Source organism: Litoribrevibacter euphylliae (assembly GCF_042646085.1).
GTDB lineage: Bacteria > Pseudomonadota > Gammaproteobacteria > Pseudomonadales > Litoribrevibacteraceae > Litoribrevibacter > Litoribrevibacter euphylliae.
Genome location: NZ_JBHRSZ010000005.1, coordinates 13530 through 38080 on the forward strand (window position 1 = coordinate 13530; position 24551 = coordinate 38080).

23 protein-coding genes are annotated in these 24551 nt (G+C 45.2%); 2 read left to right on the plus strand and 21 right to left on the minus strand.

Annotated features, from left to right (window positions below):
• Nucleotides 1–50: 50 nt before the first annotated feature.
• The 20 genes from mqo to tsaE form a co-directional block, all read right to left on the minus strand.
• A complete protein-coding gene (gene mqo, locus ACFOEK_RS12900; protein ID WP_386721587.1) occupies nt 51–1532 on the minus strand; it encodes a malate dehydrogenase (quinone) in 1482 nt (493 codons plus the stop codon).
• Between the two features lie 288 nt (nt 1533–1820).
• Complete coding sequence (dnaB, locus tag ACFOEK_RS12905) at nt 1821–3212, minus strand: replicative DNA helicase (RefSeq protein WP_386721589.1); 1392 nt, start codon at nt 3210–3212, stop codon at nt 1821–1823.
• A 192-nt stretch (nt 3213–3404) separates the two neighbouring features.
• The gene (gene rplI, locus ACFOEK_RS12910) at nt 3405–3851 is read right to left on the minus strand and encodes a 50S ribosomal protein L9 (RefSeq protein ID WP_386721591.1); all 447 of its coding nucleotides are present in this window, start codon (nt 3849–3851) and stop codon (nt 3405–3407) included.
• Nucleotides 3852–3874: 23 nt separating this feature from the next.
• Nucleotides 3875–4735, minus strand: a complete 861-nt coding sequence (locus tag ACFOEK_RS12915; RefSeq protein ID WP_386721593.1) for a hypothetical protein — start codon at nt 4733–4735, stop codon at nt 3875–3877.
• A gap of 14 nt (nt 4736–4749) precedes the next feature.
• Complete coding sequence (rpsR, locus tag ACFOEK_RS12920; protein ID WP_386721595.1) at nt 4750–4977, minus strand: 30S ribosomal protein S18; 228 nt, start codon at nt 4975–4977, stop codon at nt 4750–4752.
• 23 nt (nt 4978–5000) lie between these two features.
• On the minus strand, nt 5001–5420 hold the full coding sequence (gene rpsF / locus ACFOEK_RS12925) for a 30S ribosomal protein S6 (protein ID WP_386721597.1): 420 nt from the start codon (nt 5418–5420) through the stop codon (nt 5001–5003).
• A 156-nt stretch (nt 5421–5576) separates the two neighbouring features.
• A complete protein-coding gene (locus tag ACFOEK_RS12930) occupies nt 5577–6071 on the minus strand; it encodes a DUF2059 domain-containing protein (protein WP_386721599.1) in 495 nt (164 codons plus the stop codon).
• A gap of 157 nt (nt 6072–6228) precedes the next feature.
• Nucleotides 6229–6987 (minus strand): 23S rRNA (guanosine(2251)-2'-O)-methyltransferase RlmB, encoded by a 759-nt coding sequence (gene rlmB, locus ACFOEK_RS12935; RefSeq protein WP_386721601.1) that lies wholly within the window; start codon nt 6985–6987, stop codon nt 6229–6231.
• Between the two features lie 66 nt (nt 6988–7053).
• Nucleotides 7054–9486 (minus strand): ribonuclease R, encoded by a 2433-nt coding sequence (gene rnr, locus ACFOEK_RS12940; RefSeq protein WP_386721603.1) that lies wholly within the window; start codon nt 9484–9486, stop codon nt 7054–7056.
• Between the two features lie 144 nt (nt 9487–9630).
• Complete coding sequence (locus tag ACFOEK_RS12945) at nt 9631–10923, minus strand: adenylosuccinate synthase (protein ID WP_386721605.1); 1293 nt, start codon at nt 10921–10923, stop codon at nt 9631–9633.
• Nucleotides 10924–11009: 86 nt separating this feature from the next.
• The gene (locus tag ACFOEK_RS12950; RefSeq protein WP_386721607.1) at nt 11010–12179 is read right to left on the minus strand and encodes an ATP phosphoribosyltransferase regulatory subunit; all 1170 of its coding nucleotides are present in this window, start codon (nt 12177–12179) and stop codon (nt 11010–11012) included.
• Between the two features lie 46 nt (nt 12180–12225).
• Nucleotides 12226–12423, minus strand: a complete 198-nt coding sequence (locus tag ACFOEK_RS12955; protein WP_386721609.1) for a DUF2065 domain-containing protein — start codon at nt 12421–12423, stop codon at nt 12226–12228.
• A 104-nt stretch (nt 12424–12527) separates the two neighbouring features.
• Complete coding sequence (gene hflC, locus ACFOEK_RS12960; RefSeq protein ID WP_386721610.1) at nt 12528–13400, minus strand: protease modulator HflC; 873 nt, start codon at nt 13398–13400, stop codon at nt 12528–12530.
• Nucleotides 13400–14554 carry an FtsH protease activity modulator HflK gene (gene hflK / locus ACFOEK_RS12965; protein ID WP_386721612.1) on the minus strand — a complete coding sequence of 385 codons (1155 nt, stop codon included), beginning with the start codon at nt 14552–14554 and terminating at the stop codon, nt 13400–13402. Before hflK ends, hflC begins: the two co-directional genes overlap by 1 nt.
• 87 nt (nt 14555–14641) lie before the next feature.
• Nucleotides 14642–15952 (minus strand): ribosome rescue GTPase HflX, encoded by a 1311-nt coding sequence (gene hflX, locus ACFOEK_RS12970; RefSeq protein ID WP_386721614.1) that lies wholly within the window; start codon nt 15950–15952, stop codon nt 14642–14644.
• A gap of 160 nt (nt 15953–16112) precedes the next feature.
• Nucleotides 16113–16364, minus strand: a complete 252-nt coding sequence (hfq, locus tag ACFOEK_RS12975) for an RNA chaperone Hfq (protein ID WP_386721616.1) — start codon at nt 16362–16364, stop codon at nt 16113–16115.
• A gap of 147 nt (nt 16365–16511) precedes the next feature.
• The gene (gene miaA / locus ACFOEK_RS12980) at nt 16512–17429 is read right to left on the minus strand and encodes a tRNA (adenosine(37)-N6)-dimethylallyltransferase MiaA (RefSeq protein ID WP_386721963.1); all 918 of its coding nucleotides are present in this window, start codon (nt 17427–17429) and stop codon (nt 16512–16514) included.
• Nucleotides 17430–17577: 148 nt separating this feature from the next.
• On the minus strand, nt 17578–19491 hold the full coding sequence (gene mutL, locus ACFOEK_RS12985) for a DNA mismatch repair endonuclease MutL (protein WP_386721618.1): 1914 nt from the start codon (nt 19489–19491) through the stop codon (nt 17578–17580).
• A 43-nt stretch (nt 19492–19534) separates the two neighbouring features.
• Complete coding sequence (locus tag ACFOEK_RS12990) at nt 19535–20971, minus strand: N-acetylmuramoyl-L-alanine amidase (protein ID WP_386721620.1); 1437 nt, start codon at nt 20969–20971, stop codon at nt 19535–19537.
• Nucleotides 20972–20997: 26 nt separating this feature from the next.
• Nucleotides 20998–21477: a tRNA (adenosine(37)-N6)-threonylcarbamoyltransferase complex ATPase subunit type 1 TsaE gene (gene tsaE / locus ACFOEK_RS12995; protein WP_386721622.1), complete on the minus strand. Its 480-nt coding sequence runs from the start codon at nt 21475–21477 to the stop codon at nt 20998–21000.
• A 65-nt stretch (nt 21478–21542) separates the two neighbouring features.
• Here tsaE and queG point away from each other — a divergent pair, with 65 nt between their 5' ends.
• Nucleotides 21543–22658, plus strand: coding sequence for a tRNA epoxyqueuosine(34) reductase QueG (gene queG, locus ACFOEK_RS13000; protein WP_386721624.1), 1116 nt, complete (start codon nt 21543–21545; stop codon nt 22656–22658).
• 117 nt (nt 22659–22775) lie between these two features.
• On the opposite strand, the gene orn is transcribed toward queG, so the two are convergent.
• Entirely contained in the window at nt 22776–23321 is a 546-nt protein-coding gene (gene orn, locus ACFOEK_RS13005) for an oligoribonuclease (protein ID WP_386721626.1), read from the minus strand.
• A 189-nt stretch (nt 23322–23510) separates the two neighbouring features.
• On the opposite strand from orn, the gene rsgA reads away from it, so the two are divergent.
• Nucleotides 23511–24539 carry a small ribosomal subunit biogenesis GTPase RsgA gene (gene rsgA, locus ACFOEK_RS13010; RefSeq protein ID WP_386721628.1) on the plus strand — a complete coding sequence of 343 codons (1029 nt, stop codon included), beginning with the start codon at nt 23511–23513 and terminating at the stop codon, nt 24537–24539.
• The last annotated feature ends 12 nt before the right edge of the window (nt 24540–24551 follow it).

Sequence of the window (24551 nt, forward strand, 5' to 3'; positions counted from 1 at the left end):
AAAAGGCCAGCATTTTGATGCTGGCCTTTTTCATGAAAACGTAAGTTAAATCATACAAGCTTCAAGGTATCTAACGTCTTCGCTCTCACCTCTCTAAGCAGATCAGCATTAGAGACCAAGTCCTCGCCATAAGAAGGAATCATCTCCTTCATCTTGCCCTTCCACTCCGACTGACCAATACGCTCTTTGAAACAACGCTCAATCACTTCGACCATAGCTTGAACTGCTGTTGAAGCACCCGGCGATGCACCTAACAGAGCCGCTAGTGATCCATCAGAAGAGGCAACCATTTCAGTACCGAATTCCAGCTTGCCTTTGCCACTGTCATCTTTCTTAATGATTTGAACGCGCTGTCCAGCTTTTGCCAAAGTCCAGTCTTCGTCTTTGGCCTCAGGGAAGTAGTTTCTTAACGACTCACAACGTTCTGCATGAGACTGCATAACTTCACTAATCAGGTAACGAGTAAGATCCATATTATTGACACCAACAGACATCATTGGCGCAAGGTTGTTACCCTTGACCGACCCGAAGAGATCCATCTTAGAGCCTTTCTTCAAGAACTTAGTGGTAAAGCCAGCAAATGGGCCAAACAACAACGCAGGCTCACCGTTAATAATACGGGTATCCAAATGAGGTACAGACATCGGAGGCGCACCAATGGCCGCCTTTCCATACACCTTAGAAGAATGTTTCTGAACAATTTCCGGCTTCTTACAAACCAACCACTGGCCACTTACCGGGAAACCGCCATAGCCTTTACGCTCAGGTATACCCGACTTCTGAAGCAAAGGTAAGGCACCACCTCCTGCTCCCAGGAAGACGAAATTAGCATCGTACGTTTGAACCAGTTTCGTATCATTCTCTTTGGTCCTTACTTTCCATACGCCATTCTCACGCTGAACCAACTTGACCACTGACGTATTGAGATTTAACTCAAAGTTTTCAGATCGCGTTAGATTCTCAACCATACTGCGCGTCAAGGAACCAAAGTCAACATCACTGCCGTGCTTAACACGTGTAGCCGCAACCGCTTTATCGGTCTGACGACCATTCATTACCAATGGCATCCACTCTTGAAGCGTACTAGCATCTTCGCTGTACTCCATACCTTCAAATAAGTGATGAGCAGACAGTTTTTGATGACGCTCACGTAGGAACGCAACATCGTCATCACCCCATACAAAGCTCAGATGCGGCACAGGATTAATGAAATTTGACGGTTCAGGTAGAAGGCCATTCTTAACCAGATAGGACCATAACTGTAGAGAGGACTCAAACGCAGCATTGATGCCCAATGCACGATCAATCTCAACTGAACCATCAGCAACTTGAGGAGTGTAATTCAATTCGCAGTAACCAGCATGTCCGGTACCTGCATTATTCCAGCCATCTGTACTTTCGTGTGCTACATGATCTAGTCGTTCGATCATGGTGATTTTCAAGGAGGGATCCAACTGCTGGAGCATAGTTCCCAGAGTTGCACTCATGACACCGCCACCGACTAGCAATACATCAGTTGTTTTTACAGCCATTACCTTCGCCTTACCAAGAATTATTTACTCAAATAACAACTTAGAAACACGTACTTCTAACGAGCACTTATTCGCTTCCAATGAATTTCATCGTCTCTCAGAGACAGGAAAGTGTACAAATATGCACTATAGAATAGCAGCCTGCACCAGATTCAGGCACCCCCAGCCCAGTACCAATGCGGCTTACAAGCGCGGGCGCATTATACACAATAAAAATTGCTTTTGCTCGAATTAGCCAACACATATGTTCGCTATCTTGTAATTTTATGAATCTAAATGCGAACGAGTTTACTCCTCATTCGCCCAAGCTTCATATTCATCTGGCATTGCATCAACAAACCGGGAAAACGCACCTTCAAACTTAATTGGCATGGAACCAATAGGGCCGTTACGTTGCTTACCAATAATGATTTCAGCTCGCTCAGGAGGAGATTCTTCGTTGTACACCGCATCCCGGTAAATAAACATGATTACGTCCGCATCCTGCTCAATCGCACCGGATTCACGAAGGTCCGAGTTCACCGGACGCTTATTCGGACGCTGCTCCAAACTACGGTTTAACTGCGCCAAGGCCACAACCGGGCATTCAAGTTCTTTTGCCAAGGCTTTTAAAGAACGGGAAATCTCAGAAATTTCCTGGGTTCGATTGTTTTCAAATCCAGGCACTCGCATCAACTGAAGGTAGTCCACCATGATTAATCCAAGACCGCCGTACTCCTGACACTCACGATGAACACGACGAGCACGCGCTTTCATCTCGTTCGGCGTCAGACCAGCCTGATCATCAATGAAGAGAGGTTTATCATTCAACATAGTGACGGCTGCACTGAGCTTACTCCAACCTTCTTCATTAAGCTTACCAGTTCGAACTTCAGTCTGGTTAATACCGCCCAATGAGGCAATCATCCTCATCACAATTTGCTCGGAAGGCATCTCTAAACTGAACACTAATGCCGGGCACCCGTCTTTACTACGAAGCAAGGCGTTCTCTACCAAGTTCATCGCAAAAGTGGTTTTACCCATCGAAGGACGCGCCGCCACGATAATCAAATCCGAAGACTGCATTCCCGATGTCATTTTATCGAGTTCTGTAAACCCGGTAGTCACACCCGTAATATCACCACCCTGCTTCACCAGCATTTCAATGTTATCAAGGGTGTTCTTTAGTACGGGTTTAATATGCTGAGGACCCGCATCTTTCTTATTTCTGGATTCAGCGATCTGGAGGATGCGCCGTTCTGCATCATCTAAAATTTCATCACTGTTGGCACCTTCAGGACGATAAGCCCGATCAGCAATACTCGACACTTCCGACAGCAACTGACGAATCACCGAACGCTCACGCACGATATCGGCATAGGCCAAAATATTAGAAGACGTGGGGGTATTGTGCGCTAATTCTGCAAGATAAGCCTGACCACCAATCTCTTCTAGCTCGTCCAGACGCTCCAATTCATCACTTAGCGTCAAGGGATCAATGGGCTTTTCCTTTATGACCAACTGAGTCATCACACTGTATATCTGACGGTGCGAAGCTTCATAAAAGTCACGCTCCATCAATTTTTCAGCAACACCATCCCACGCTTCATTATCCAGCATCAATCCGCCTAATACGGATTGCTCCGCTTCCAGGGAAAAAGGCGGCTTACGGATTAAATCCAGATCTTCAGTTTCAGACATAGCTTCCTAACGCTCTCAGTGCTCGGTACAACCAAGAAACCTATACGAGTTCAAAAATCAGATAAATATTATCAAACGACAAAAAACAAAAAAGCACCGGCAGTATAAACCACCGATGCCTTCTGGAGATAGTCAGGCCATCTCAAAGAAAAACGACTTACATCATTTCTCTATCAGTACAGTCACGTACTCTTATTCAGCAACAACTGTTACGTTAAGAGTAGCAGTAACGTCACTGTGAACTTGAACGTCAATTTCAAACTCACCAACGTTACGAATTGGACCTTCAGGCATGCGAACTTCTGCTTTAGAAGCTTCAACGCCTGCTTCAGTCATTGCTTCAGCAATGTCACGAGGACCAATTGAACCGAATAGCTTACCTTCGTCACCAGCGTTTGCTGCGATGTTCAAAGTGAAACCATTGATTTGCTCTGCACGCGCTTCTGCTGCAGTTAGTTTTTCAGCTGCTGCTTTTTCAAGCTCAGCACGACGCGCTTCAAAATCAGCAACGTTTGTTGCAGTTGCAGGTACAGCCTTACCGAAAGGGATAAGGAAGTTACGACCGTAACCTGACTTAACAGTAACCTTGTCACCAAGATTACCAAGTTTACCAACACGTTCGAGTAGAATAATTTCCATCTCGCTGTCCTCAAAAGTTACTATTACTGATCAATTTCATTCGCATTAGTGAGCTTTGAACGAACGTCAAACACACTATCTAATGCAGAAAATACAATCAGTAGTAAAAGAGTTAGAGAACTCATCAGTACCAAACTTACGTAAAACAGTACCAACCAGTTCCCACCGAGTTTTTTAATTGCAACACTGCCATGCACCAGGGATATACCAGCAATCACCAACGGCAAAGCCAACATAGGAATGTAGCCTACCCACGCTTCACCCAGCACGCTTAACAAGAAAGCAATACCCAGTAACGAAGCCATCATGCTGTAAGGTAAACGAATGGAGTGAAACTCTTTTCGAAACCCTTCAGGGTTATAAACCGCTGCCTGCATATAGCGCGCAAACATCAGACTAATTAAACTGCCTAACACAACCACAAGTTGTGCACTTCCGGCATATAACACCTGAGATGGAAGCTCAACCTTTACTGCTTCAGGATTCTGCGCTGCAATTTCTTGAATCATCTGATTCATTGCGGCCGTTAGCTCAATAAGCTGTGAATCCGTAAGAGCAGGAAAGACGCTGTGCTGAACTACGCCAGCAACAACCATAGCCCCCAAAACATATACCCATGATTTCGACCACCAAAGCACCACGGCTAACAACCAAGTGATGAACAAGTGAATTAAATCCATTCGCTGACTTTCCACTGCAAAATATGCACAGGGAATTAAAGCAACCGCAAAACAGACTCCACCTTCTTTGGGGCCCCTGGCTAGAGTAACTAACGCTGCAATTGCAGCCCCTAGCCAAGTAAAAAATGGCAGTAAGACAAACATTACCGCCAGAGAAATTGCATGCAGACGGCTAGTCAACGCTGTTCGAGCCAGCCAAAGCATGAACTTCTCCTGAATTATTCGTGTGCGTCAGTGTATGGCAATAGAGCCACGTAACGTGCACGCTTAATAGCAGTCGCTAATTGACGCTGATACTTAGCTTTTGTACCAGTGATACGGCTTGGTACGATTTTGCCAGTTTCAGTGATGTAGCCTTTCAAAGTGTCTAGATCTTTGTAATCGATCTCAGAAACACCTTCAGCGGTGAAGCGACAGAATTTTCTACGACGGAAAAAACGAGCCATTATATATCTCCTTAAATATCAGATTATTCTGCTGATTCTTCTGAAGCAGGTGCTTCTTCAGTTTGAGCAGGTGCAGCTTCAGCAGTTTCTGGCTTAGCTTCATCACGTGGACGACGCTCTTTAGAATCTGCAGCTTTGATTGGAGATACGTCAGTTACCGCAGCTTTACGACGGATAACCATGTTACGAAGAACCGCATCGTTATAACGGAAGTTGTTGTTCAACTCTTCCAACGCTTCATCACCACACTCAACGTTCAAAAGAACATAGTGTGCTTTGTGAATTTTGTTGATTGGGTAAGCTAGTTGACGACGACCCCAGTCTTCTAGACGGTGGATAGCACCACCAGTCGTTTCGATAGTTGAACGATAACGCTCGATCATCGCAGGTACTTGTTCGCTTTGATCTGGGTGAACCAGAAAAACGATTTCATAATGACGCATATAAATGCTCCTTATGGGTTAATAGCCTCCCACTGTTTCAGGGTGAGGCAAGGAGAAAGAAAAACCCTCGGTACAAAACGTACATTCAAGGGAGGCGGGAATTTTATAGATTGGATGAAAAACAATCAAGAAATTTAGGAAAGAATATCCCGACAACTAAAGATCAACATCATAGCCCGAACGAGCCAGTGTCTGTTGCACCTTGGGTGCAATGGTATCGACTAAACGATGGATCATCTTAACCGTTGTCGTACTAACATCTTGATGAAGATCCTGGCGACCGTGGATAAATTTTTTACCCACATCCGATGAAAAAAACGCATTAATCTCTCGGAGCTCATCTAACGTGTAATGCTGTTTATAAACCTGATAATACTCTTCAAAGAAAAATTTTTGAGCACTCAGGTTATCAACTTCGCGAGCAACCACCTGCTCTACCGCTTGATAATGCTCTCGTTGAATACCTGAATTATTATGACGAAGCCTACGATTAATCAATACGCCGACACGCTTTTTCACTGGCCCAACATCAATCGCCTGAGTCAACTCAAAAAAGCGTGCAACCTCTTCACGAACCAAGTGCTCAGAAGTCGCCAATGCCCCAGCACTGAAGAACAATAAAAAACACGGAAGAGATAATTTAAAAAGCATCGCTCTTACTACCAAAAGGTTGAAAGTCATGAAGCTGACAAAGCCACACAGTTACATACGGTAACATAAGAAATAACCAAGTATTTGCAATACTAATGACCTAGAATTGATAACGACGTCTCAATTCTTGACCACTCAGTAAAATCATCTACGAGCCCTAAGAGCGCTGTCGAACAGCTTCAAACAGAATCACACCCGTAGCCACAGAAACATTTAAGCTGCTTACTTCGCCTGACATCGGCATGAACACCAAGTGATCACAAGCCTCTCGAGTCAGACGTCGCATCCCCTTACCTTCCGCACCCATCACGATGGCCGTTGGCCCAGTGAGATCCGCTTGATAAATAGAAGTCGTCGCCTCACCCGCCGTACCGGTAATCCAAATCCCTTTATCCTGTAACTTCTTCAAGCAACGCGCCAAATTGGTTACAGAAATAAACGGCGTATTTTCAGCCGCACCACACGCGACTTTAATAGCAGTGCCATTTAACGTACCCGACTTATCTTTTGGCGCAATAACAGCGTGAATACCAGCCGCATCAGCCGTTCTTAAACAGGCACCAATGTTGTGGGGATCGGTCACACCGTCCAGCACCAACAAGAACGGCGGCTCATCAATCGATTCCAGTAACTGATCAAGAAATGCTTCGTCTTTAGCGTAATTAATTTGAGTCTCAGCCAAAACGCCTTGGTGCACACCCTCTAACTGCTTTTCATCAAAGAATTCTGCATCTACACGTTCAACCCGGATATGTAGTTTACGAGCCACATCCATCAGGTCATTTACGCGTTGATTGCGCTTCCCTGAGAGTACATACAACGTACCTATGTCTTTGGCATTTTTCTTCAACAATGAGGAAACTGCATTGATACCAAACACATAATTTGAAGCCACTGAGGATTCAGCTTTCGCCATGACGATCTTACCTTAACTACGTTATTACTTACTGCTTGTTAACTAATCTTTAACCCCAGATCAGCCTTACTTTTTCTTCTGAGTCTTTGACTTCGCTTTTGTCGAAGACCCCTTTCTGTGCTTTTTCGGCTTTTTGGCTTTCGGAGAAGCATCAGACGCTTTGGATGATCTCCGCTTCGGACCACCCTTGCCTCGACCGTTCTTCTTCGGCCCTAAGGATTCATTGAGGTTAGCTTTCTTCTTGGACTTCCTGACTCTGACGGAATTTTTATGATCCACAAGCTCAAGATCAATCTTGCGCTCGTCCAAATCCACTCGGACAATTCGAACATCAACACTGTCGCCCAACGCATAAGCCGTTCCTGAGCGTTCACCAATCAGCATGTGTCGAGCCTGATCGAACTCAAAATACTCTTTCGTTAGGTTGCTGACATGAATGAGCCCTTCCACGAACACATCGGTTAGTTCGACAAACAAACCAAAGCCCGTCACCGCAGAAATCACACCTGGGAACACTTCCCCCACATGCTCCTGCATGTATTCACACTTAAGGAAAGCCATCACATCACGAGACGCATCATCCGCTCGACGTTCAGCCATAGAGCATTGCTCGCCTAATGCCAACAAAGATGCCATATCATACGGATATATTCTTTCACGGCGCAAAGGCGCCGCCGAATCAACACGCTGAACATTTGTACTTTCATGGTACTCTGACTGTTCGGAACGAATCACACTTCGAATCGCCCTGTGTACTAGCAAATCCGGGTAACGACGAATTGGCGATGTGAAGTGAGTATATTCAGGGAAAGCCAAACCGAAATGCCCCTGATTATCTGGTTGATAAGCCGCCTGACTCAATGATCGCAACATCATGGTCTGAATCAAATGCTTATCTGGTCGTCCCTCGATCTGCTGAGCCAACTGCAGATAATCACCTGGCGTTGGCTTCATACCACCTTCCAGAACCAAGCTCCGCTCAAACAAAAACTCTTTCAAGTTGATTAGTTTCTGCTCTTTCGGTCCTTCATGAACCCGATACAAACCTTCCAGATTATGCTTTCTTAAAAAGCGTGCAGCAGCCACATTCGCACAAAGCATGCACTCTTCAATGATACGATGCGCATCGTTACGCACAACAGGTACGATCGTTTCAATTTTACGATCAGGAGAGAACACGATGCGAGTTTCAACCGTATCAAAATCCATCGCTCCACGCTCTTCACGTCTTGCGACCAGCTGATGGTACAAGGCATAAAGTTCTTGTACATAAGGAACAATTTCAGGAAACTCAGCCTTAAAATGCTGAGCCTCTTTTGATCTTGGCTTTTCAATAAGCGCGGCCACACGATTATATGTTAAGCGCGCATGCGACCGAATCACCGCTTCGTAAAACTTATAGCGAGTTAATTTACCCGAAGCACTGATGCTCATCTCGCAGACCATCGCCAAACGATCCACATTCGGATTTAACGAACACAAACCATTCGACAACACTTCAGGCAGCATAGGCACTACGTGCCCTGGAAAATAGACAGAAGTTGCCCGGTTCTGTGCTTCCTTATCTAACTCGGTGTTAATTTTTACGTAATTAGAAACATCGGCAATGGCAACAATTAACCGCCAACCACCTGATTTTTTCTTTTCACAATAAACCGCATCATCGAAATCTTTTGCATCTTCACCATCAATGGTAACCAGTGGAAGCTTCCGCAAGTCCACTCGATGCAACTTATCGTTTTCCGCCACCTGATCCGTAAAGTGAGCAACCTCACTCAATAACGTCTCAGGCCACTGATGAGGCACATCATAAGTATGAAGCGCTACTTCGATTTCCATTCCCGGAGCTAAGTGATCACCTAGGACTTTTAACACTCGCCCTGCTGCTTTTTCTTTTCTGGAAGGCTGACGCTCAATTTCCACTACAACATACTGCCCGGACTTAGCTTCGCCCTCCGCGCCTTCTGGAATGAAAATCTCCTGAGACATACGACGACTGTCCGGCACAACAAAGCCACCACGCCCTTCAGGGTAATAGCGCCCAACCAATTCGAGCGTTTTACGTTCCAACACCTGAATAATCCTGGCCTCACGGCGTCCTTTATGGTCAATGCCACTCACCATGGCACGAACTACATCACCGTCAAACACCTTATTCATTTCTCGTGCATGCAAATAAAGATCTGGCGACCCATCTTGTGGCTGCACGAAGCCATAACCATCACGATGACCTATGACTCGACCATCAATGGTTGGGATAGCAGAAATTGGTTTATATCTCTGCTGCTTATCCGTAATCAATTGACCATCTCTGGCCATCGCAATCAAACGACGCCGCATCGCCTCGATACGCTCGTCATCAAAGAGTTGCATTGCCGCACACAGTTGAGCATGTGTAAGCGCCTTCTTCGCTTCTTCCAAAAACGAAGTAATTAACTCGCGACTCGGTACGGGATTTTCATATTTATCAGCTTCTCGCTGACTGTAAGGGTCTTTCAAATTCATATCCTATATTGAAAGTTAAGCAAACAATTTCCATGTGTATATCAGACAGTGTATTACATATATCCAAGCACTGAATGATTAACCGCTTACCTACTTTCCGTTACATTAAAAAAGGGGCCTAATGCCCCTTTTTCGTTTTTAAGCGTTGAATGGATCACGCTTAACAATCGTTTCTGCTCGGTCGGGGCCGGTTGATATAATGTCAATCGGCGCACCGATTACTTTTTCGACATACTCAATGTATGCCTTAGCGTTTGCAGGCAAGTCATCCATAGATTTGGCACCTACCGTTGACTCAGTCCAACCTGGCAAACTTTCATAGACTGGTTCCAAGCCTTCGTAGTCGTCAGAATGCATTGGCGTAGTACACTCAGCACCAGCTTTCTTATAACCAACACACACTTTAACTTCATCCATGCCATCAAGCACATCAAGTTTGGTCAAACAAATACCTGACACACTGTTGACTTGAATCGCATGTTTCAACGCAACAGCATCAAACCAACCACAACGACGAGCTCGACCAGTCGTAGAACCAAACTCATGACCACGTTCAGCCAGACCAGCACCTACATCATCAAACAACTCCGTCGGGAATGGACCGGAACCAACACGCGTAGTGTAAGCCTTGGTAATACCTAGAATGTAATCCAAGTATAACGGGCCAAACCCACTACCGGTTGCAGTGCCACCGGCAGTCGTATTAGACGACGTTACGAATGGGTATGTACCATGGTCGATATCCAGCAATGAACCTTGCGCACCTTCGAACATGATATTAGCGCCTTGCTCACGAAGCTCGTGCAACAAACACGTTACATCTGCGACCATTGGTGACAATTGTTCACCCATTTCCAAAGCTTCAGCTAACACCTGATCGAAATCCAAGGCATCCGCTTTAAAGTAGTTGGTCAATACAAAGTTATGATATTCCAATACTTCTTTCAGTTTTTCAGCAAACTTATCTTTGTTTAGAAGATCGCCAAGACGCAGGCCACGACGAGCAACTTTATCCTCGTACGCAGGACCAATACCACGGCCAGTCGTACCAATCTTTTGCTTGCCACGAGCGACTTCTCGCGCTTGATCAAGTGCTACGTGATAAGGAAGAATCAATGGACACGCTGGACTAATTTTCAAACGCTCACGAACAGGCACGCCTTGCTCTTCAAGCTTAGCAATCTCTTTCAGCAACGCTTCTGGAGACAACACAACGCCATTACCAATCATGCAGGTAACGTTTTCACGAAGGATACCAGATGGAATCAAGTGAAGAACTGTTTTCTCACCGTTAACCACCAACGTATGACCCGCATTATGACCACCTTGATAACGAACAACAGCAGCTGTCTGCTCAGTTAACAAATCAACGATCTTACCTTTACCTTCGTCACCCCACTGGGTGCCTAAAACCACGACGTTCTTGCCCATAGTTTCTTTCTCTAGACCACGCTAAACACTTAGTTTATAAACAATTCACCAGATTTAATCTGGCTAGAATTCTCGAATCCAGTGGATCAACGATCCACCACAGTCCATTGACCATCAACCTGACTTAACACTGCATCGCAGATCTCTGCATCAGAGTCTGTCAATTGTCGCACCACACGATGTCCTTGAGTTCTTAGTTGCTCAACCGCCTTTGCCAACTCTTCTGAATCCTCATCCGGTACCAACACCAACTTTTGTTGGTCAATCGACTGAGAGCTCACATCTGCTACTTTCAGAAGGTTCAAGCTAAAACCAGTTGCAGGACGTGCACGACCAAAGACCTTTCCAGTCTCATCATAACGACCACCAGAGGCTAACGGCTGGCTTCCACCGGTTTTGTACGCCGCAAACACAACTCCGGTATGATAGTTGTAACCACGCAATTCGCTAAAATCGATGTACAAATTAACCTTTGGATAACAGCATTGAAGGCGGCCGACCAACTGTTTCAATGTATCAACGGCCTCTACGGCATCTGCCGATAGCGGAGCAACCAATTCACGAACATTGTTCAGAATCTCCGCACCACCACAAACGTAAGCAAGTTGCCTGACGGCTTCACCCAGAGACTGGTTCTTAAAGTGCTCAGGAATGAAGCTTTCAAGTTCAGGTAAGGCTTTACGTCGAAGAATATCAAACAACGCTTTTTCTTGATCGGAATCCAAAGCGGCTTTTTCCATTAAACTGCGAAAAACACCTACATGCCCAAGATCCAGAGTAATAGACTCAATCTTTGACAGTTTTAAAGACTCTAAAACCAGTGATATCACTTCGAAATCGCTGGCAATCCCCGCATGACCATATACCTCAGCACCCAACTGTATTGGGTTACGTGTATCCATCGTATGCGCAGGATTAGTATGCAAAACTTGACCGGCGTAGCAGAACCGTGAAACACCTTCACGCGCCAAAGAATGCGCATCAATTCGCGCTACTTGCGGTGTAATATCCGCACGAATGCCCATCATTCGGCCATTCAATTGATCTGTCACCTTAAATGTCTGGGTATCCAGTTCATGACCTGCCCCTGTGAGCAAGGACTCAAGGTACTCCATCATCGGAGGCATTACTTGGTCATATCCCCAAGACTTGTACAAATCCAATAGTTTTGATCGCAAAGTCTCAATTTGTTCGGCTTTTGGAGGCAGAATATCTTCCACTCCATCAGGCAAAAGCCAGCGATCCGCAATCGTCATACACCGATTCTCACTTCTATCCTAAAGAAGACATTTCCACAGACATTCAGACTAGTATGTAAAGAAGAACAATGCCTGTAATCATGGAGCAAAGCCCGATTTTCCTGATGGATTGATCATCCATTTGAGCAATGCGAGAGATTGTCTCGCGCCATTGCTGCGGTACAAGAAAAGGTAAGATCCCTTCAAATACCAGCATCAAACAAAACCCAGCAAGTAAACTGTGCAGAAATTCATCCGACATAAAAATCAGGCTTTAATAAACACAAAAAAACCGGGTCTTAGACCCGGTGCGGTATCATAACACGAAGTAAATAAATAACCCCAGTAAATTACGGGATCATTTGTCTATTTTACCTTCGGTGCTCCTAAGTATTTGAAGAAGTCACTGTCAGAATCCAAAATCATCACGTCTGAATCAGCACTGAAGGTCTCTTGATACGCTTTTAAACTACGCACAAAAGAATAAAACTCAGGATCTTTGTTGAAAGCTTCCGCATAGATTCTGGCAGATTGCGCATCACCCTCACCACGAATTTTCTCCGCTTCACGATAGGCGTTCGCTTCAATAATAGTCTTACGACGATCTGCATCCGCACGAATCCCTTCAGCCAGCTCACGACCACGTGAACGATACTCACGAGCTTCACGCTCACGCTCTGAACGCATACGTTTATATACGTCTTCGTTTACTCGCTCAGGAAGCTCAATGCCTTTCACACGAATATCCAGTAGTTCAACACCGATATCCGCCAACACCACCTGATTCAGCTTGGCAGTCAGCTCATCCATCAACTCATCACGTTCACCGGAAATTACCTCATGAACCGTACGCTGAGCAAACTGCTTACGCAAACCGTCATCTACACGAGAGGCCAATAGACGAGATGCAGCAACTTCATCACCCGATGTCGCCGTATAGAACTTGGAAACATCCTTAATTCGCCATTTCACAAACGAATCCACAATCAATGGCTTCTTATCTTGTGTTAAATAAGACTGAGGGGTGTAGTCCAAAGTCAAAACACGCGCATCGAACTTACGAACTTTGTGCATCCAAGGCACCTTGGCATGCAAACCGGGTTTCAAGTTCGCGTCAACAACCTCACCAAAGCGAAGTAAAACGCCACGCTCGGTTTCTTTAACGATATACAGTACATTCGATGCAACCACTAAAGACAGCAGAATAAAGATAGAAACAAATAAACTTCTAGATGACATTATCTTAACTCCCTGGTGCGACGTACGCTTGATTGACGCTGACGAATCTCATCAATCACCTGACGAGTTACCTTATCAAGATCAGATGCAGTCAGATTTTGACCACTCGACTGAGCAACAGAGTTACTAACCTGCTTATTAACGATCTTATCCAACGGTAGATACATCATGTTATTACCACCTTCAACATCCACCAAAACTTTCGGTGTTGAAGCCAATACACTTTGAACCGTATCAATATAAAGACGTTCACGAGTCACGTCAGGCGAGCGCTTATATTCAACCAACAACTGATTAAAGCGAGACGTTTCACCAATGGCTTTTGCAATCACTTGCTCTTTATAAGCGTTTGCTTCTTCTAATTGACGTTGGGCCTGACCACGCGCCTCTGGGATAATACCATTTGCATACGTTTCCGCTTCGTTTCTTAGACGAACTTCATCTTCACGTGCCTTGGTTACATCCAAGAAAGCATCTTGAACTTCATCCGGCGCATGTGCACCCTCCAAATTCACTTTACTCACAGTAAGACCTGTGCCATACGCATCCAAATAACTCTGAATACGAATCTGTACTTCAGACGCAATGGTTTCACGACCTTCGGTAAGCACGAAATGCATTTCGGAAGAACCCACTTCATGCCTTAAAGCACTTTCCGCCGCTTGACTTAAACTGCTTTGAGGGCTTCTAACATTCAGCACATAGCTTTTAATGTCACTGATAACGTACTGAACAGAAATCGACACTTCGACGATATTCTCATCTTCTGTCAGCATCTTGTTAGAAAATGATTTAGACTGAACTTTCGTCACATTCTCTTTGGTAATGGTATCCACTAACGGAATCTTCCACTGCAAACCTGGCCCCCAGGTTTCGTGGTATTTACCTAAACGAAGAACAACCGCCTGCTCTCTTTGGTCGATAATGTTAACCGAGTCATATACAGCAGCAATGAACAATGCAATCAATATCACAATTGCTAGAGGTCCAAATCCACTGCCTGAGCGACCACCTGCTGGCGGCTTACCACCAAACAAGCCACCCATTTTATCCATTGCTTTTTTTATCACTTCATCCAAATCTGGCGGACCATCATTTCCACGACGACCACCCCAAGGGTCCTGGTTATTACCACCCGGCTCATTCCAAGCCATCTTGATACTCCATACTGGTTTGTAAATTCCAAAATCTGCGCAAAAGTGTATCCAATTGCACTCCAAAAATGTAGATAAATCTTCTATTTACTCCCAATCTTCCTTTTCAGGCTTGGGTAAGTATAAGTCAGGATCTATCCCTGATTTTGCTAAAACCTGCTTAAGATCAGACGTAGGGCCAAGTACATCCAACACATAACGCCCCTGATCATCAAACTCTTCATGTTCCAATAAATCTAGCTCATAGAGACGCGCTCGCACAGCCGAATGAACATGTTCCAGTACCCACGTACCTTTATACACATCATCGGAAAGCAAATCTGCTAACGACTCTAATAAACCATCAAAGCCAAGTCGATCTTTAGCTGATAACCAAACCCGCGCTGGACGACCTTTTTCATCATACTCAACTCGCGGTTCAGTATTACTCAAACAGTCAATCTTATTAAATACATGCAAACAAGGTATTTCATGTGCACCAATTTCTTTTAACACATTATTAACCTGTTCGATGTTTTCATAGCGCTGTTCATCACTGGCATCGGTCACATGCAGAAGAAGATCTGCCTCACAGGTTTCCTCAAGCGTTGCTCGGAAGGCCTGCACCAGCTTATGCGGTAAATGCCGGATAAAACCTACAGTATCAGCCAACACAACCGGCCCCGAATTCGGAAGAGTAATTTTTCTAAGCGTTGGGTCGAGGGTAGCAAACAACTGGTCCGCCGCGTAGACATCCGAATCAGTTAATGCATTAAATAAGGTAGATTTACCGGCGTTCGTATATCCCACAATTGAAACAGTTGGCGTTGACGAACGACGTCTGGCTCGACGCCCCTGATCACGCTGTTTCTTTACTTTCTCAAGACGCTTCTGAATATTCTTCACTCGCTCACGAAGTAAACGACGATCCGATTCAAGCTGAGTTTCACCCGGCCCTCTCAAACCGATCCCACCTTTCTGACGCTCAAGGTGAGTCCAACCACGAATCAAACGAGTCGACATATGCTGAAGCTGCGCCAACTCAACCTGAAGCTTACCTTCATGAGTTCGAGCTCGCTGCGCAAAGATATCCAAGATAAGAGTCGTTCGATCAAGCACTCGACATTCAAGCACCTGCTCCAGATTCTTTTCCTGACCCGGCGCTAACGCATGATTAAAGATAACGACTTCCGCCTCATGCATTTCTACGGCCTGTCGAATTTCATCGAGCTTTCCGGTACCTACAAAATATTTAGGACTTGGCTGATTTCTGGCACCACGAATCAAGCAAACAGATTCAGCACCCGCAGAAGAAACAAGATCTTGAAACTCATCAACATCTTCAGTGTTTTGTTCAGAGGAGAAGTCTATGTGAACCAGTACGGCCAGCTCACCGCCTTCAGGACGTTCAAAAAACAATTTGCCTCCCAATAGACACACAAAAAGGCACTCTCAATAAAGTAATGGATAACTTCATTGAGTTAAGTGCCTTAATCAAACGCTCTTTATTGGAAAACAATCCATGTAGCCGTAGAGAGCAGATAACTATTTACTATCAGAGTAAATAACTAAAAAGGTATTAACCTTCTTCGCCTTCTTTCACAACAGCATCTTGCTGAGGTAAACGAACGCTACGAGAAGGAACAATCGTAGAAATTGCATGCTTATATACCATTTGGCTTACGGTATTTTTTAGCAAAATTACGAACTGATCGAACGACTCAATTTGTCCTTGCAGTTTGATGCCGTTCACCAAAAAGATAGATACAGGAATGCGTTCTTTACGAAGTACATTCAAATAAGGGTCTTGTAGAGAGTGCCCTTTTGACATTACGAATTCTCCTTAAGAGGTTTGTAATAATTATTGCATTCAATCCATTAAGTACTGACTGCTCAATGTATGTGACTATTTACCAACCGTTGTAGACAGTTCAGACCAAATTAAAAAAAATGACAACTTTCTATACTAAATTTACTTTTATTGTTTAATAAATTCCTGAACTTGCTGAACGGTTGACGTAATCAAGTTTGGATCTAACGAATCCAACCATTGCAGATTTTGCCAACTTCTAAGCCAGGTAATTTGTCGCTTTGCCAGTTGCCGAGTGGCATAGATACCGCGATTGACCAGTTCTTCATAGTCATACTCACCATCTAAATAGAGCCACGCCTGACGATACCCAACAGAGCGCATCGACGGCATATTCAAATGCAAATCACCACGCTCTCGGAGTGCTTTGACCTCATCCAAGAAGCCTTGTTCCAACATAAGTCGAAATCTTTTCTCAATTCGCTCATGTAGAAGTTTCCGTTCTTTCGGCGCAACAGCGAGGTCTAGCGTTCGAAACGGAAAATTACACTGTACATCCCTTTTCTGTTCGGCCCACAGATCGGTCAGTGTTTTCCCTGTTAGCTCATACACCTCTAAAGCTCTCTGTAAACGCTGAGGATCATTAGGGTGAATTCTTTCTGCGGAAACAGGATCAACCTGCCTTAATCGGTCGTGCAAATACTGCCAACCATGGACTTCTGCTTCCTGCAATAACTTCTGGCGTACCACATCATCGGCTTCAGGAAGGTTAGCGATACCTTCTTTTAGTACCTTGTAGTACATCATAGTTCCACCAACTAAGAGAGGAACTTTACCTGCATCACGTATTTCAGCCATTGCCTTCAAAGCATCGGCTCTGAATTCTGCAGCTGAGTAACTTTCAGCAGGATCACAAATATCAATCAAACGATGAGGTGCTTTGGACAATACATCTGCATCAGGTTTAGCAGTACCTATGTCCATTTCGCGATAAATCAAGGCTGAGTCAACGCTAATAATTTCACAATTGCATTGCTGAACCAGCTCTACAGCCAAATCGGTTTTGCCGGCTGCGGTAGGCCCCATCAACCAAATGGAAGGATATTTATCCACAGACTGCAATTAAACAACACCTATCACACTATCGATCATTAAATCGATATTTGTTTGAATAAACATACTAATGAGTTTCACTGAATTTCACATTCGACCTAGGTCGAATCAGATCCTTTATCTATCGTCCGCGTAAGAACAATTTATCCAGCTCTGACATCGATAAACTTGTCCAAGTAGGTCGACCGTGGTTACATTGACCACTACGTTCAGTAGCTTCCATATCACGCAATAACGCATTCATTTCAGGAATAGTTAGCTGTCTATTTGCCCGAACAGCGCCATGACACGCCATAGTCGCCAATACCTCATTAGCTTGGGCGGCCATTCTATCACTAATTCCGTATTCAATCACATCCGACAATACATCTCTAACCAATTGATCAATTTTTGCATTTCTTAACAACACAGGCACTTGTCGAATGACTAATGTTTCAGGACCAATTCGCTCCAAAGACAAACCAAAAGACTGAAAGACCGCTTCATTTTGCTCAGCACAATCCGCCTCTTTGGTGCTTACCGCTAAAGAGATCGGAACAAGTAATGGTTGAGCTTGAATGCCTTGCTCCTGATAAGCCAACTTCATACGCTCATAGGTGATTCGCTCATGTGCAGCGTGCATATCAACTATCACCATACCTTCCTTGTTTTGAGCAAGGATGTAGATGCCATGTAATTGAGCCACCGCAAACCCGAGTGGCGGGACCTCTTGATCTGAATCAGGCAGACTTGGCCTGGAAACACCCAATCCATTCCCCTGGTAGCTACCAGAAACAAACGGTTGTGGAACTGACGTGCCTGCCCCAGCATGCAGGTCACCATAAACCTGCATTTGCTCCTTCACCTCACCCGATGAAGGCGCGCTATTAAAGCTCATGCTATTTTGACCAGCAAAAACACCGGCTTCTTTCCCACTAACAGGCATAACCTGAGGAGACGACATCCCACCCTGGGTCATCACACCTGTTGAAGCAACGTCGCCTTGAGCCATACCTAACGATTCAGTCGAGGCCGTAGGTTTTTGCATATCAGGTGTAACTTCAGCCAACGCACGATGAAGGCTTCGAAATAGAAAATCATGTACCATTCGAGAATCACGAAAACGCACTTCGTGTTTCGTTGGATGTACATTGACATCGACTGTTGCCGGATTCAGCTCCAAATAGAGCACAAACGCGGGATGACGACCATGATAAAGCACATCGCGATACGCCTGACGAATCGCGTGTGCGACCAATTTATCGCGAATGACACGCCCATTTACAAAGAAATACTGCAAATCGGACTGACTTCGCGAAAACGTAGGCAGACCCACCCACCCCCAAAGTCGTAAATCACCCACTTCCACATCAACGGAAACTGCATTTTGGATAAAGTTCGGACCACACACTGAAGCCACACGACGCGCCTGCTCCTGTTCCGTTGAGGCAGGACGATAATTATGAATGATGCGCTGATTATGCTTGAGGGAAATACCTATATCGAAGCGGCTCAAGGCAATGCGTTTCACCACTTCTTCGAGATGACCAAACTCGGTCTTTTCTTTACGCAAAAACTTGCGACGCGCCGGGGTATTGAAAAAAAGATCACGTACTTCCAGCGTTGTGCCAATATTATGAGCCGCCGGTTTAACCGTCGGCGTCATTTCTTGCCCTTCAACCGACACCTGCCACCCCTGTTCACATTCTTCATGACGGGATGTTAACGTTAACCGAGAAACAGAACTGATACTGGCAAGCGCTTCCCCTCGAAACCCTAACGTACCAACCGCCTCCAGGTCATCTAATTCGAGAATCTTACTGGTCGCATGACGTGATAACGCTAACGCCAAGTCCTCTTTAACGATGCCTTTACCGTCATCACGGATGCGAATAAGCTTCACTCCGCCCTGCTCGACATCTATATCAACTCGTTTCGCTCCAGCATCCAAACTGTTTTCCAACAACTCTTTTACAACGGATGCAGGACGTTCTACCACCTCACCTGCGGCAATCTGATTCGACAATCTTGGGGAAAGTAAATGAATTCGAGACATGAAGAAAACTTACGCTATAGCTTCCAATAAGAAACACATGAATTTAAGAACGTTTTGCAGGCACTTTTAACGTCTGACCAACATGAATAATGCTGCTTTTCAGGCCATTAATTTCTTTTAGGTCATTGACCGTAACACTGAATTTTCGAGCCACTCGACTCAAACTATCACCGTGTTGAACTTTGTACTTAGTCACTGATTTAGAGCTGGATACAGAGGACGCCACTTTCGGAGTCGAACTCGCACTCTCTACCCGATGAACTCTAGTGGGAACAACCTTAGGAGCTGTAGGACGACCCGCTTTCACCCAAGCCAAATATGTCCCAACAGGCGGCTTATCCTGGAAATAACGTTTGATGCCATGAGCCAAACGCTTTGCAATCTTTTTACGATAGTTATGACTCCCCAGGTTTTTAGCTTCCGTAGGATTTGAAATAAACCCCGTTTCAACCAAAATTGAAGGAATATCAGGCGACTTCAGCACAACAAACCCAGCCTGCTCTACATGCTTTTTATGCAACCGGGCTACTTGCCCCATTTCACTTAATACGAGACTACCAACATCAAGACTGGACTTGAGACTGCTGGTCATGGATAAATCGAGCAACACTTCTTTCAATACATCCGATTTATCACCCAAAGAGACATTACCAACACCACCAATTAAATCCGCATCATTCTCTTTCTGGGCCAACCAACGCCCCATTTCACTGGTAGCTCCGCGTTCTGACAACGCCCAAACCGATGCACCTCGGGCAGATTTCTTATGGAACGCATCCGCATGAATCGACACAAACAAGTCGGCCTTTTGCTTACGCGCCAAACGAGTACGCCCCCTCAGACTGACGTAATAATCACCCGATCGGGTCAACTCTGCACGATAGCCCTTCATCGCATCAATTTCTCTTTTGAGCTCACGAGCAATGGAAAGCACGACGTTCTTTTCCATTAGTCGACCCGGTCCAATAGCACCGGGATCTTCCCCACCGTGTCCGGCATCAATACTGATGATCACATTTCGCTTACCGTTAGCCACCACGGTTTTAGCACTTTGAATGCTTTCACTTTGCTGGCCTTGTTTACTCAGAGGATAAACATCCACCACCAAACGATTGCCGTAATGATCATTAGGCTTTAACAAGAAACTCTTAGGTTTTACCGCTTCTTTGAGATCGAGCACAAAACGTACATCTGTCTTTGAACGACGAGCATGGCGGATACCCGACACTGGACTCCCGGAAAAATCGAGCTTGGACAACGACTTTGGCGTGACAGTATTAGACAAATCCAACACCAAACGCTCAGGCTTATTGAGCATGAACACCTGATGGTCAATTGCCCCCGTCAAATCAAATACGATACGCGTGTACTCAGGTGCCTTCCAAACACGGATACTCTTCACTTGTTCCGCCGAGAAGGCCGTCGAGCAAACCAAAGACATCAAGCACAACGTTATTAGAATACGTCCTGGTAACAGCATAAATTCCTTAATCCTACGTGCCACGCTTAACCTTTTGCTTCACTTAGGAAATGTTCTAATTCATTCAGCACCGTTCGACCATAGTCGGTACAGGATTCAATTTCCAAAAACCGACCACCCTCATCGGCCTGTAATCGCACATGAAGATCGGGCATAGGCAAAACACCTTCTCCTTGAGATGGCCATTCAACCAAACAGAGACCATCCTCATCAAAGTAATCTCGAATCCCCATATATTCCAACTCTTCAGGATCTGCGAGACGATACAAATCAAAATGATAAACCTGATAGCTACCGATCTTATAAGGTTCTACTAGGGTATAAGTCGGACTCTTCACCGCACCTTGATGTCCATAGGCCGACAACACACCTCGACAAAATGTAGTTTTTCCTGCACCCAAATGCCCGTGCAAATACACCACACCTCGTCCCTTAATCACTGTGGCAAATTGGCCAGCCAACATCAGGGTTTGCTGTTCGTCATCTAAATATCGACTAAATAACATACGGGCTCTATTATGCTCTCTATCGTTCTTGATTAAATTGGTGCAAAATACACAGTCTACTCAAGATGAGCAGATTTTTCACTGGTCAGATGTCCTCAGATAGCCTTCAATTCTCAATTTCGAGCAAAGAGTTAGCTCAACAAATCAAAGACCTCGGAGCGAAGCTCGGTTTTCAGGATGTTCGCATAACCTCCACCGACGTTTCTCAGCATTCCGAACGTCTGAAAAGCTGGCTCGACCAAAAGCTACACGGCGAAATGGCGTGGATGGAAAATCATCGGGAATTACGAGCGCACCCGGAGCAGCTTCACGAAGGCACTCTCAGAGTCATCAGTGTTCGTCTCGACTACATGCAAAACCAGCATCAGGCACTTGAGATTCTTGAAGATACCAATAAAGCCTATGTGTCACGTTACGCCTTGGGGCGCGATTATCATAAACTCATGCGTAAGCGTCTTACGCAGCTAGGCAAAGATATTTCTGAACTGGCCGAGCATCATGGTTTTCGAGCGTTTGTCGACAGCGCGCCCGTATTAGAACGCGGTATCGCCGAAAATGCCGGCATGGGCTGGATTGGCAAAAACACCATGTTAATTAATGCCAAAGCAGGGTCTTACTTCTTTTTAGGCGAGCTATTTACCAACCTGCCGTTACCCGTCGACCCACCACAAGAAAGCATGCACTGCGGTAGCTGCACGTCATGCCTCGACCTCTGCCCAACCAATGCCTTTGTAGCGCCGCACATTTTGGATGCGAGAAAGTGCATCTCATACCTTACGATTGAATACGATGGCGTTATTGATGAAAGCCTACGCCCTTTGATGGGAAATCGCATTTATGGCTGCGACGACTGTCAGATGGTATGCCCTTGGAATAAGTTTACTCAAGAGTCAGATGAGCAAGATTTCTCACCCCGCCATCAACTGGACGATATTTCCTTACTCGAGCTATTCCAATGGACAGAAGCAGAGTTTTTGAAAAATACCGAAGGCTCCCCAATTCGACGAGCAGGCTATGAAAAATGGCAACGAAACATTGCCATTGCATTAGGAAATGCCCCGGCCAGCACCGAGATTATTAAATTATTAACCAAGCAACTACCTGCAGCCTCAGAAATGGTTGCCGCCCATATTCAATGGGCGATTGAGCAACAATCTCAAAAAATGAATCGAATCATTTAGCAAGCACAGTGGGGTTTAAGAACAATGGGGTTTAAAAACAATAGAGTTTAAAAACAGTGGAGTTTAAGATTACGAAGTTACAAGCAAGAGGCTTAAAAGAGCCTAACTCAGCAGAGATCAGGCAATGTTCAAAAACGTCTTACGGTAATGCTGAAGCTCAGCAATAGACTCGCGAATATCATCCAACGCCTTGTGAGTCCCGGCTTTATTAAAGCCGTCCAATGAGCCAGGATTCCAACGTTTAGCCAGCTCTTTTAGAGTACTGACATCGACTATTCGATAATGAAGGTAGGATTCCAGTTTTGGCATGTAGCGATACATAAAGCGACGATCCTGCCCGACACTGTTGCCACACAGCGGCGAATCGCCTTCATTGACGTACTGCTCCAAAAACTCCAGGGTTTGACGCTCAGCCTCTTCGACGGATATTTTGCTCTTCTTGACACGATCCGTCAGGCCACTCTCACCATGCGTACGAGTACACCACTCATCCATTGCATCTAGAATCTCATCCGACTGATGAACTGCAATGACAGGCCCTTCTGCGATAACGTTTAAATCAGAATCGGTAACTATGGTAGCAATCTCAAGGATATGATCCGTATCCGGGTCTAATCCTGTCATTTCCATATCAATCCAAACCAAATTGCTTTTGTCTGCCATCCCAAAATTACCTGTTAATTCAATCTGATTTACAATTCTAGCAACTAGAATCAAGATAGACGAGCCTGAAATTCATTTGACTTTTGTGAAGCGGATAGCAATCCTGCCCACTCTCAGGCGATTTACACAATTACGACCAGATATTTTCGCATAATTCTACGAACATCAAGACCACAGGGTTTCTATTTAATGGCCAAACGTAAGCTTACTCGTCAGCAAGCCTGGCGCATCAAGAAGATTCAAGATGAACGCGCCAAACGAGCTGAGCAAAGAGATGCAAAAGCGGACGCCGCCCTTTCCGATAACGACTTAGGAGCCGAACAAACGGGTCGAGTGGTATCACACTTTGGGGTTCAAGTAGATGTAGAAGCCTACCCTTACGATGCCGAGAATGCGCAGATTACTCGCTGCCATAAGCGCAGCAATCTGGGTGACATCGTAACCGGCGATCTTGTGGTCTGGCGCGAAGGTCAAGATGATCTCGGTGTCATCGTTGCCGTTCAAGAACGCCAAAACCAACTTTCCCGTCCTGGCTTCCGTGGGGAAATGAAGCTGATTGCGGCCAACATCGATCAAATGATGGTGGTCATCGCGCCAGAGCCAGAACCTCATCAAGGGTTGGTCGATCGCTATTTTATTGCCGCTGAATATTGGGGCATCGAACCGATTTTGGTAATCAACAAAGCCGATCTATTCAATGACAGCCCCTACAAAGAACGCTTAGAGCACCTAAATCAGTTATACACAGACCTGGGTTATAAAGTCATCACTGCTTCAAGCAAAAGTGAGCATGGACTGGATCTACTTCATAGCAGTTTGAAAGACAAAACCAGCGTCTTTGTCGGTCAGTCAGGCGTAGGAAAATCATCTCTGATCAATACCCTACTGCCAGGCAGCGACATTCAAACCGGAGAACTTTCAGAGGCGTCGCGCAAAGGAAAGCACACCACGACTACAGCACGCTTATACCATTTCCCAACAGGTGGTGATCTCATTGACTCCCCAGGAATCCGAGAACTGTCACTGACCAATCTGGACAAAGACACAATACTTGCCGGTTTCAAAGAATTGCATCCGTTTCTGGGCAATTGTAAGTTCCGCAACTGCAATCATCAGGCAGAACCTCAATGCGCTATTCGGGACGCGTTTGAAACAGGCGCGATATCAGAAGAGCGCTATAACAGTTTGTGGCGGATTATTGATTCGCTGGAAGAGTAATTAGGGAAATTA

Coding starts and splice junctions, on each gene's coding strand:
- mutL (WP_386721618.1), bottom strand. CDS start 19,491: ATGTCTCGAATTCATTTACTTTCCCCAAGATTGTCGAATCAGATTGCC.
- ACFOEK_RS12945 (WP_386721605.1), bottom strand. CDS start 10,923: ATGGGCAAGAACGTCGTGGTTTTAGGCACCCAGTGGGGTGACGAAGGT.
- mqo (WP_386721587.1), bottom strand. CDS start 1,532: ATGGCTGTAAAAACAACTGATGTATTGCTAGTCGGTGGCGGTGTCATG.
- rplI (WP_386721591.1), bottom strand. CDS start 3,851: ATGGAAATTATTCTACTCGAACGTGTTGGTAAACTTGGTAATCTTGGT.
- dnaB (WP_386721589.1), bottom strand. CDS start 3,212: ATGTCTGAAACTGAAGATCTGGATTTAATCCGTAAGCCGCCTTTTTCC.
- ACFOEK_RS12930 (WP_386721599.1), bottom strand. CDS start 6,071: ATGCTTTTTAAATTATCTCTTCCGTGTTTTTTATTGTTCTTCAGTGCT.
- rsgA (WP_386721628.1), top strand. CDS start 23,511: ATGGCCAAACGTAAGCTTACTCGTCAGCAAGCCTGGCGCATCAAGAAG.
- hfq (WP_386721616.1), bottom strand. CDS start 16,364: ATGTCAAAAGGGCACTCTCTACAAGACCCTTATTTGAATGTACTTCGT.
- hflC (WP_386721610.1), bottom strand. CDS start 13,400: ATGTCATCTAGAAGTTTATTTGTTTCTATCTTTATTCTGCTGTCTTTA.
- tsaE (WP_386721622.1), bottom strand. CDS start 21,477: ATGTTATTTAGTCGATATTTAGATGACGAACAGCAAACCCTGATGTTG.
- ACFOEK_RS12955 (WP_386721609.1), bottom strand. CDS start 12,423: ATGTCGGATGAATTTCTGCACAGTTTACTTGCTGGGTTTTGTTTGATG.
- ACFOEK_RS12950 (WP_386721607.1), bottom strand. CDS start 12,179: ATGACGATTGCGGATCGCTGGCTTTTGCCTGATGGAGTGGAAGATATT.
- miaA (WP_386721963.1), bottom strand. CDS start 17,429: ATGGGGCCTACCGCAGCCGGCAAAACCGATTTGGCTGTAGAGCTGGTT.
- rlmB (WP_386721601.1), bottom strand. CDS start 6,987: ATGGCGAAAGCTGAATCCTCAGTGGCTTCAAATTATGTGTTTGGTATC.
- queG (WP_386721624.1), top strand. CDS start 21,543: ATGAGCAGATTTTTCACTGGTCAGATGTCCTCAGATAGCCTTCAATTC.
- ACFOEK_RS12990 (WP_386721620.1), bottom strand. CDS start 20,971: ATGCTGTTACCAGGACGTATTCTAATAACGTTGTGCTTGATGTCTTTG.
- rpsF (WP_386721597.1), bottom strand. CDS start 5,420: ATGCGTCATTATGAAATCGTTTTTCTGGTTCACCCAGATCAAAGCGAA.
- hflK (WP_386721612.1), bottom strand. CDS start 14,554: ATGGCTTGGAATGAGCCGGGTGGTAATAACCAGGACCCTTGGGGTGGT.
- ACFOEK_RS12915 (WP_386721593.1), bottom strand. CDS start 4,735: ATGCTTTGGCTGGCTCGAACAGCGTTGACTAGCCGTCTGCATGCAATT.
- orn (WP_386721626.1), bottom strand. CDS start 23,321: ATGGCAGACAAAAGCAATTTGGTTTGGATTGATATGGAAATGACAGGA.
- rpsR (WP_386721595.1), bottom strand. CDS start 4,977: ATGGCTCGTTTTTTCCGTCGTAGAAAATTCTGTCGCTTCACCGCTGAA.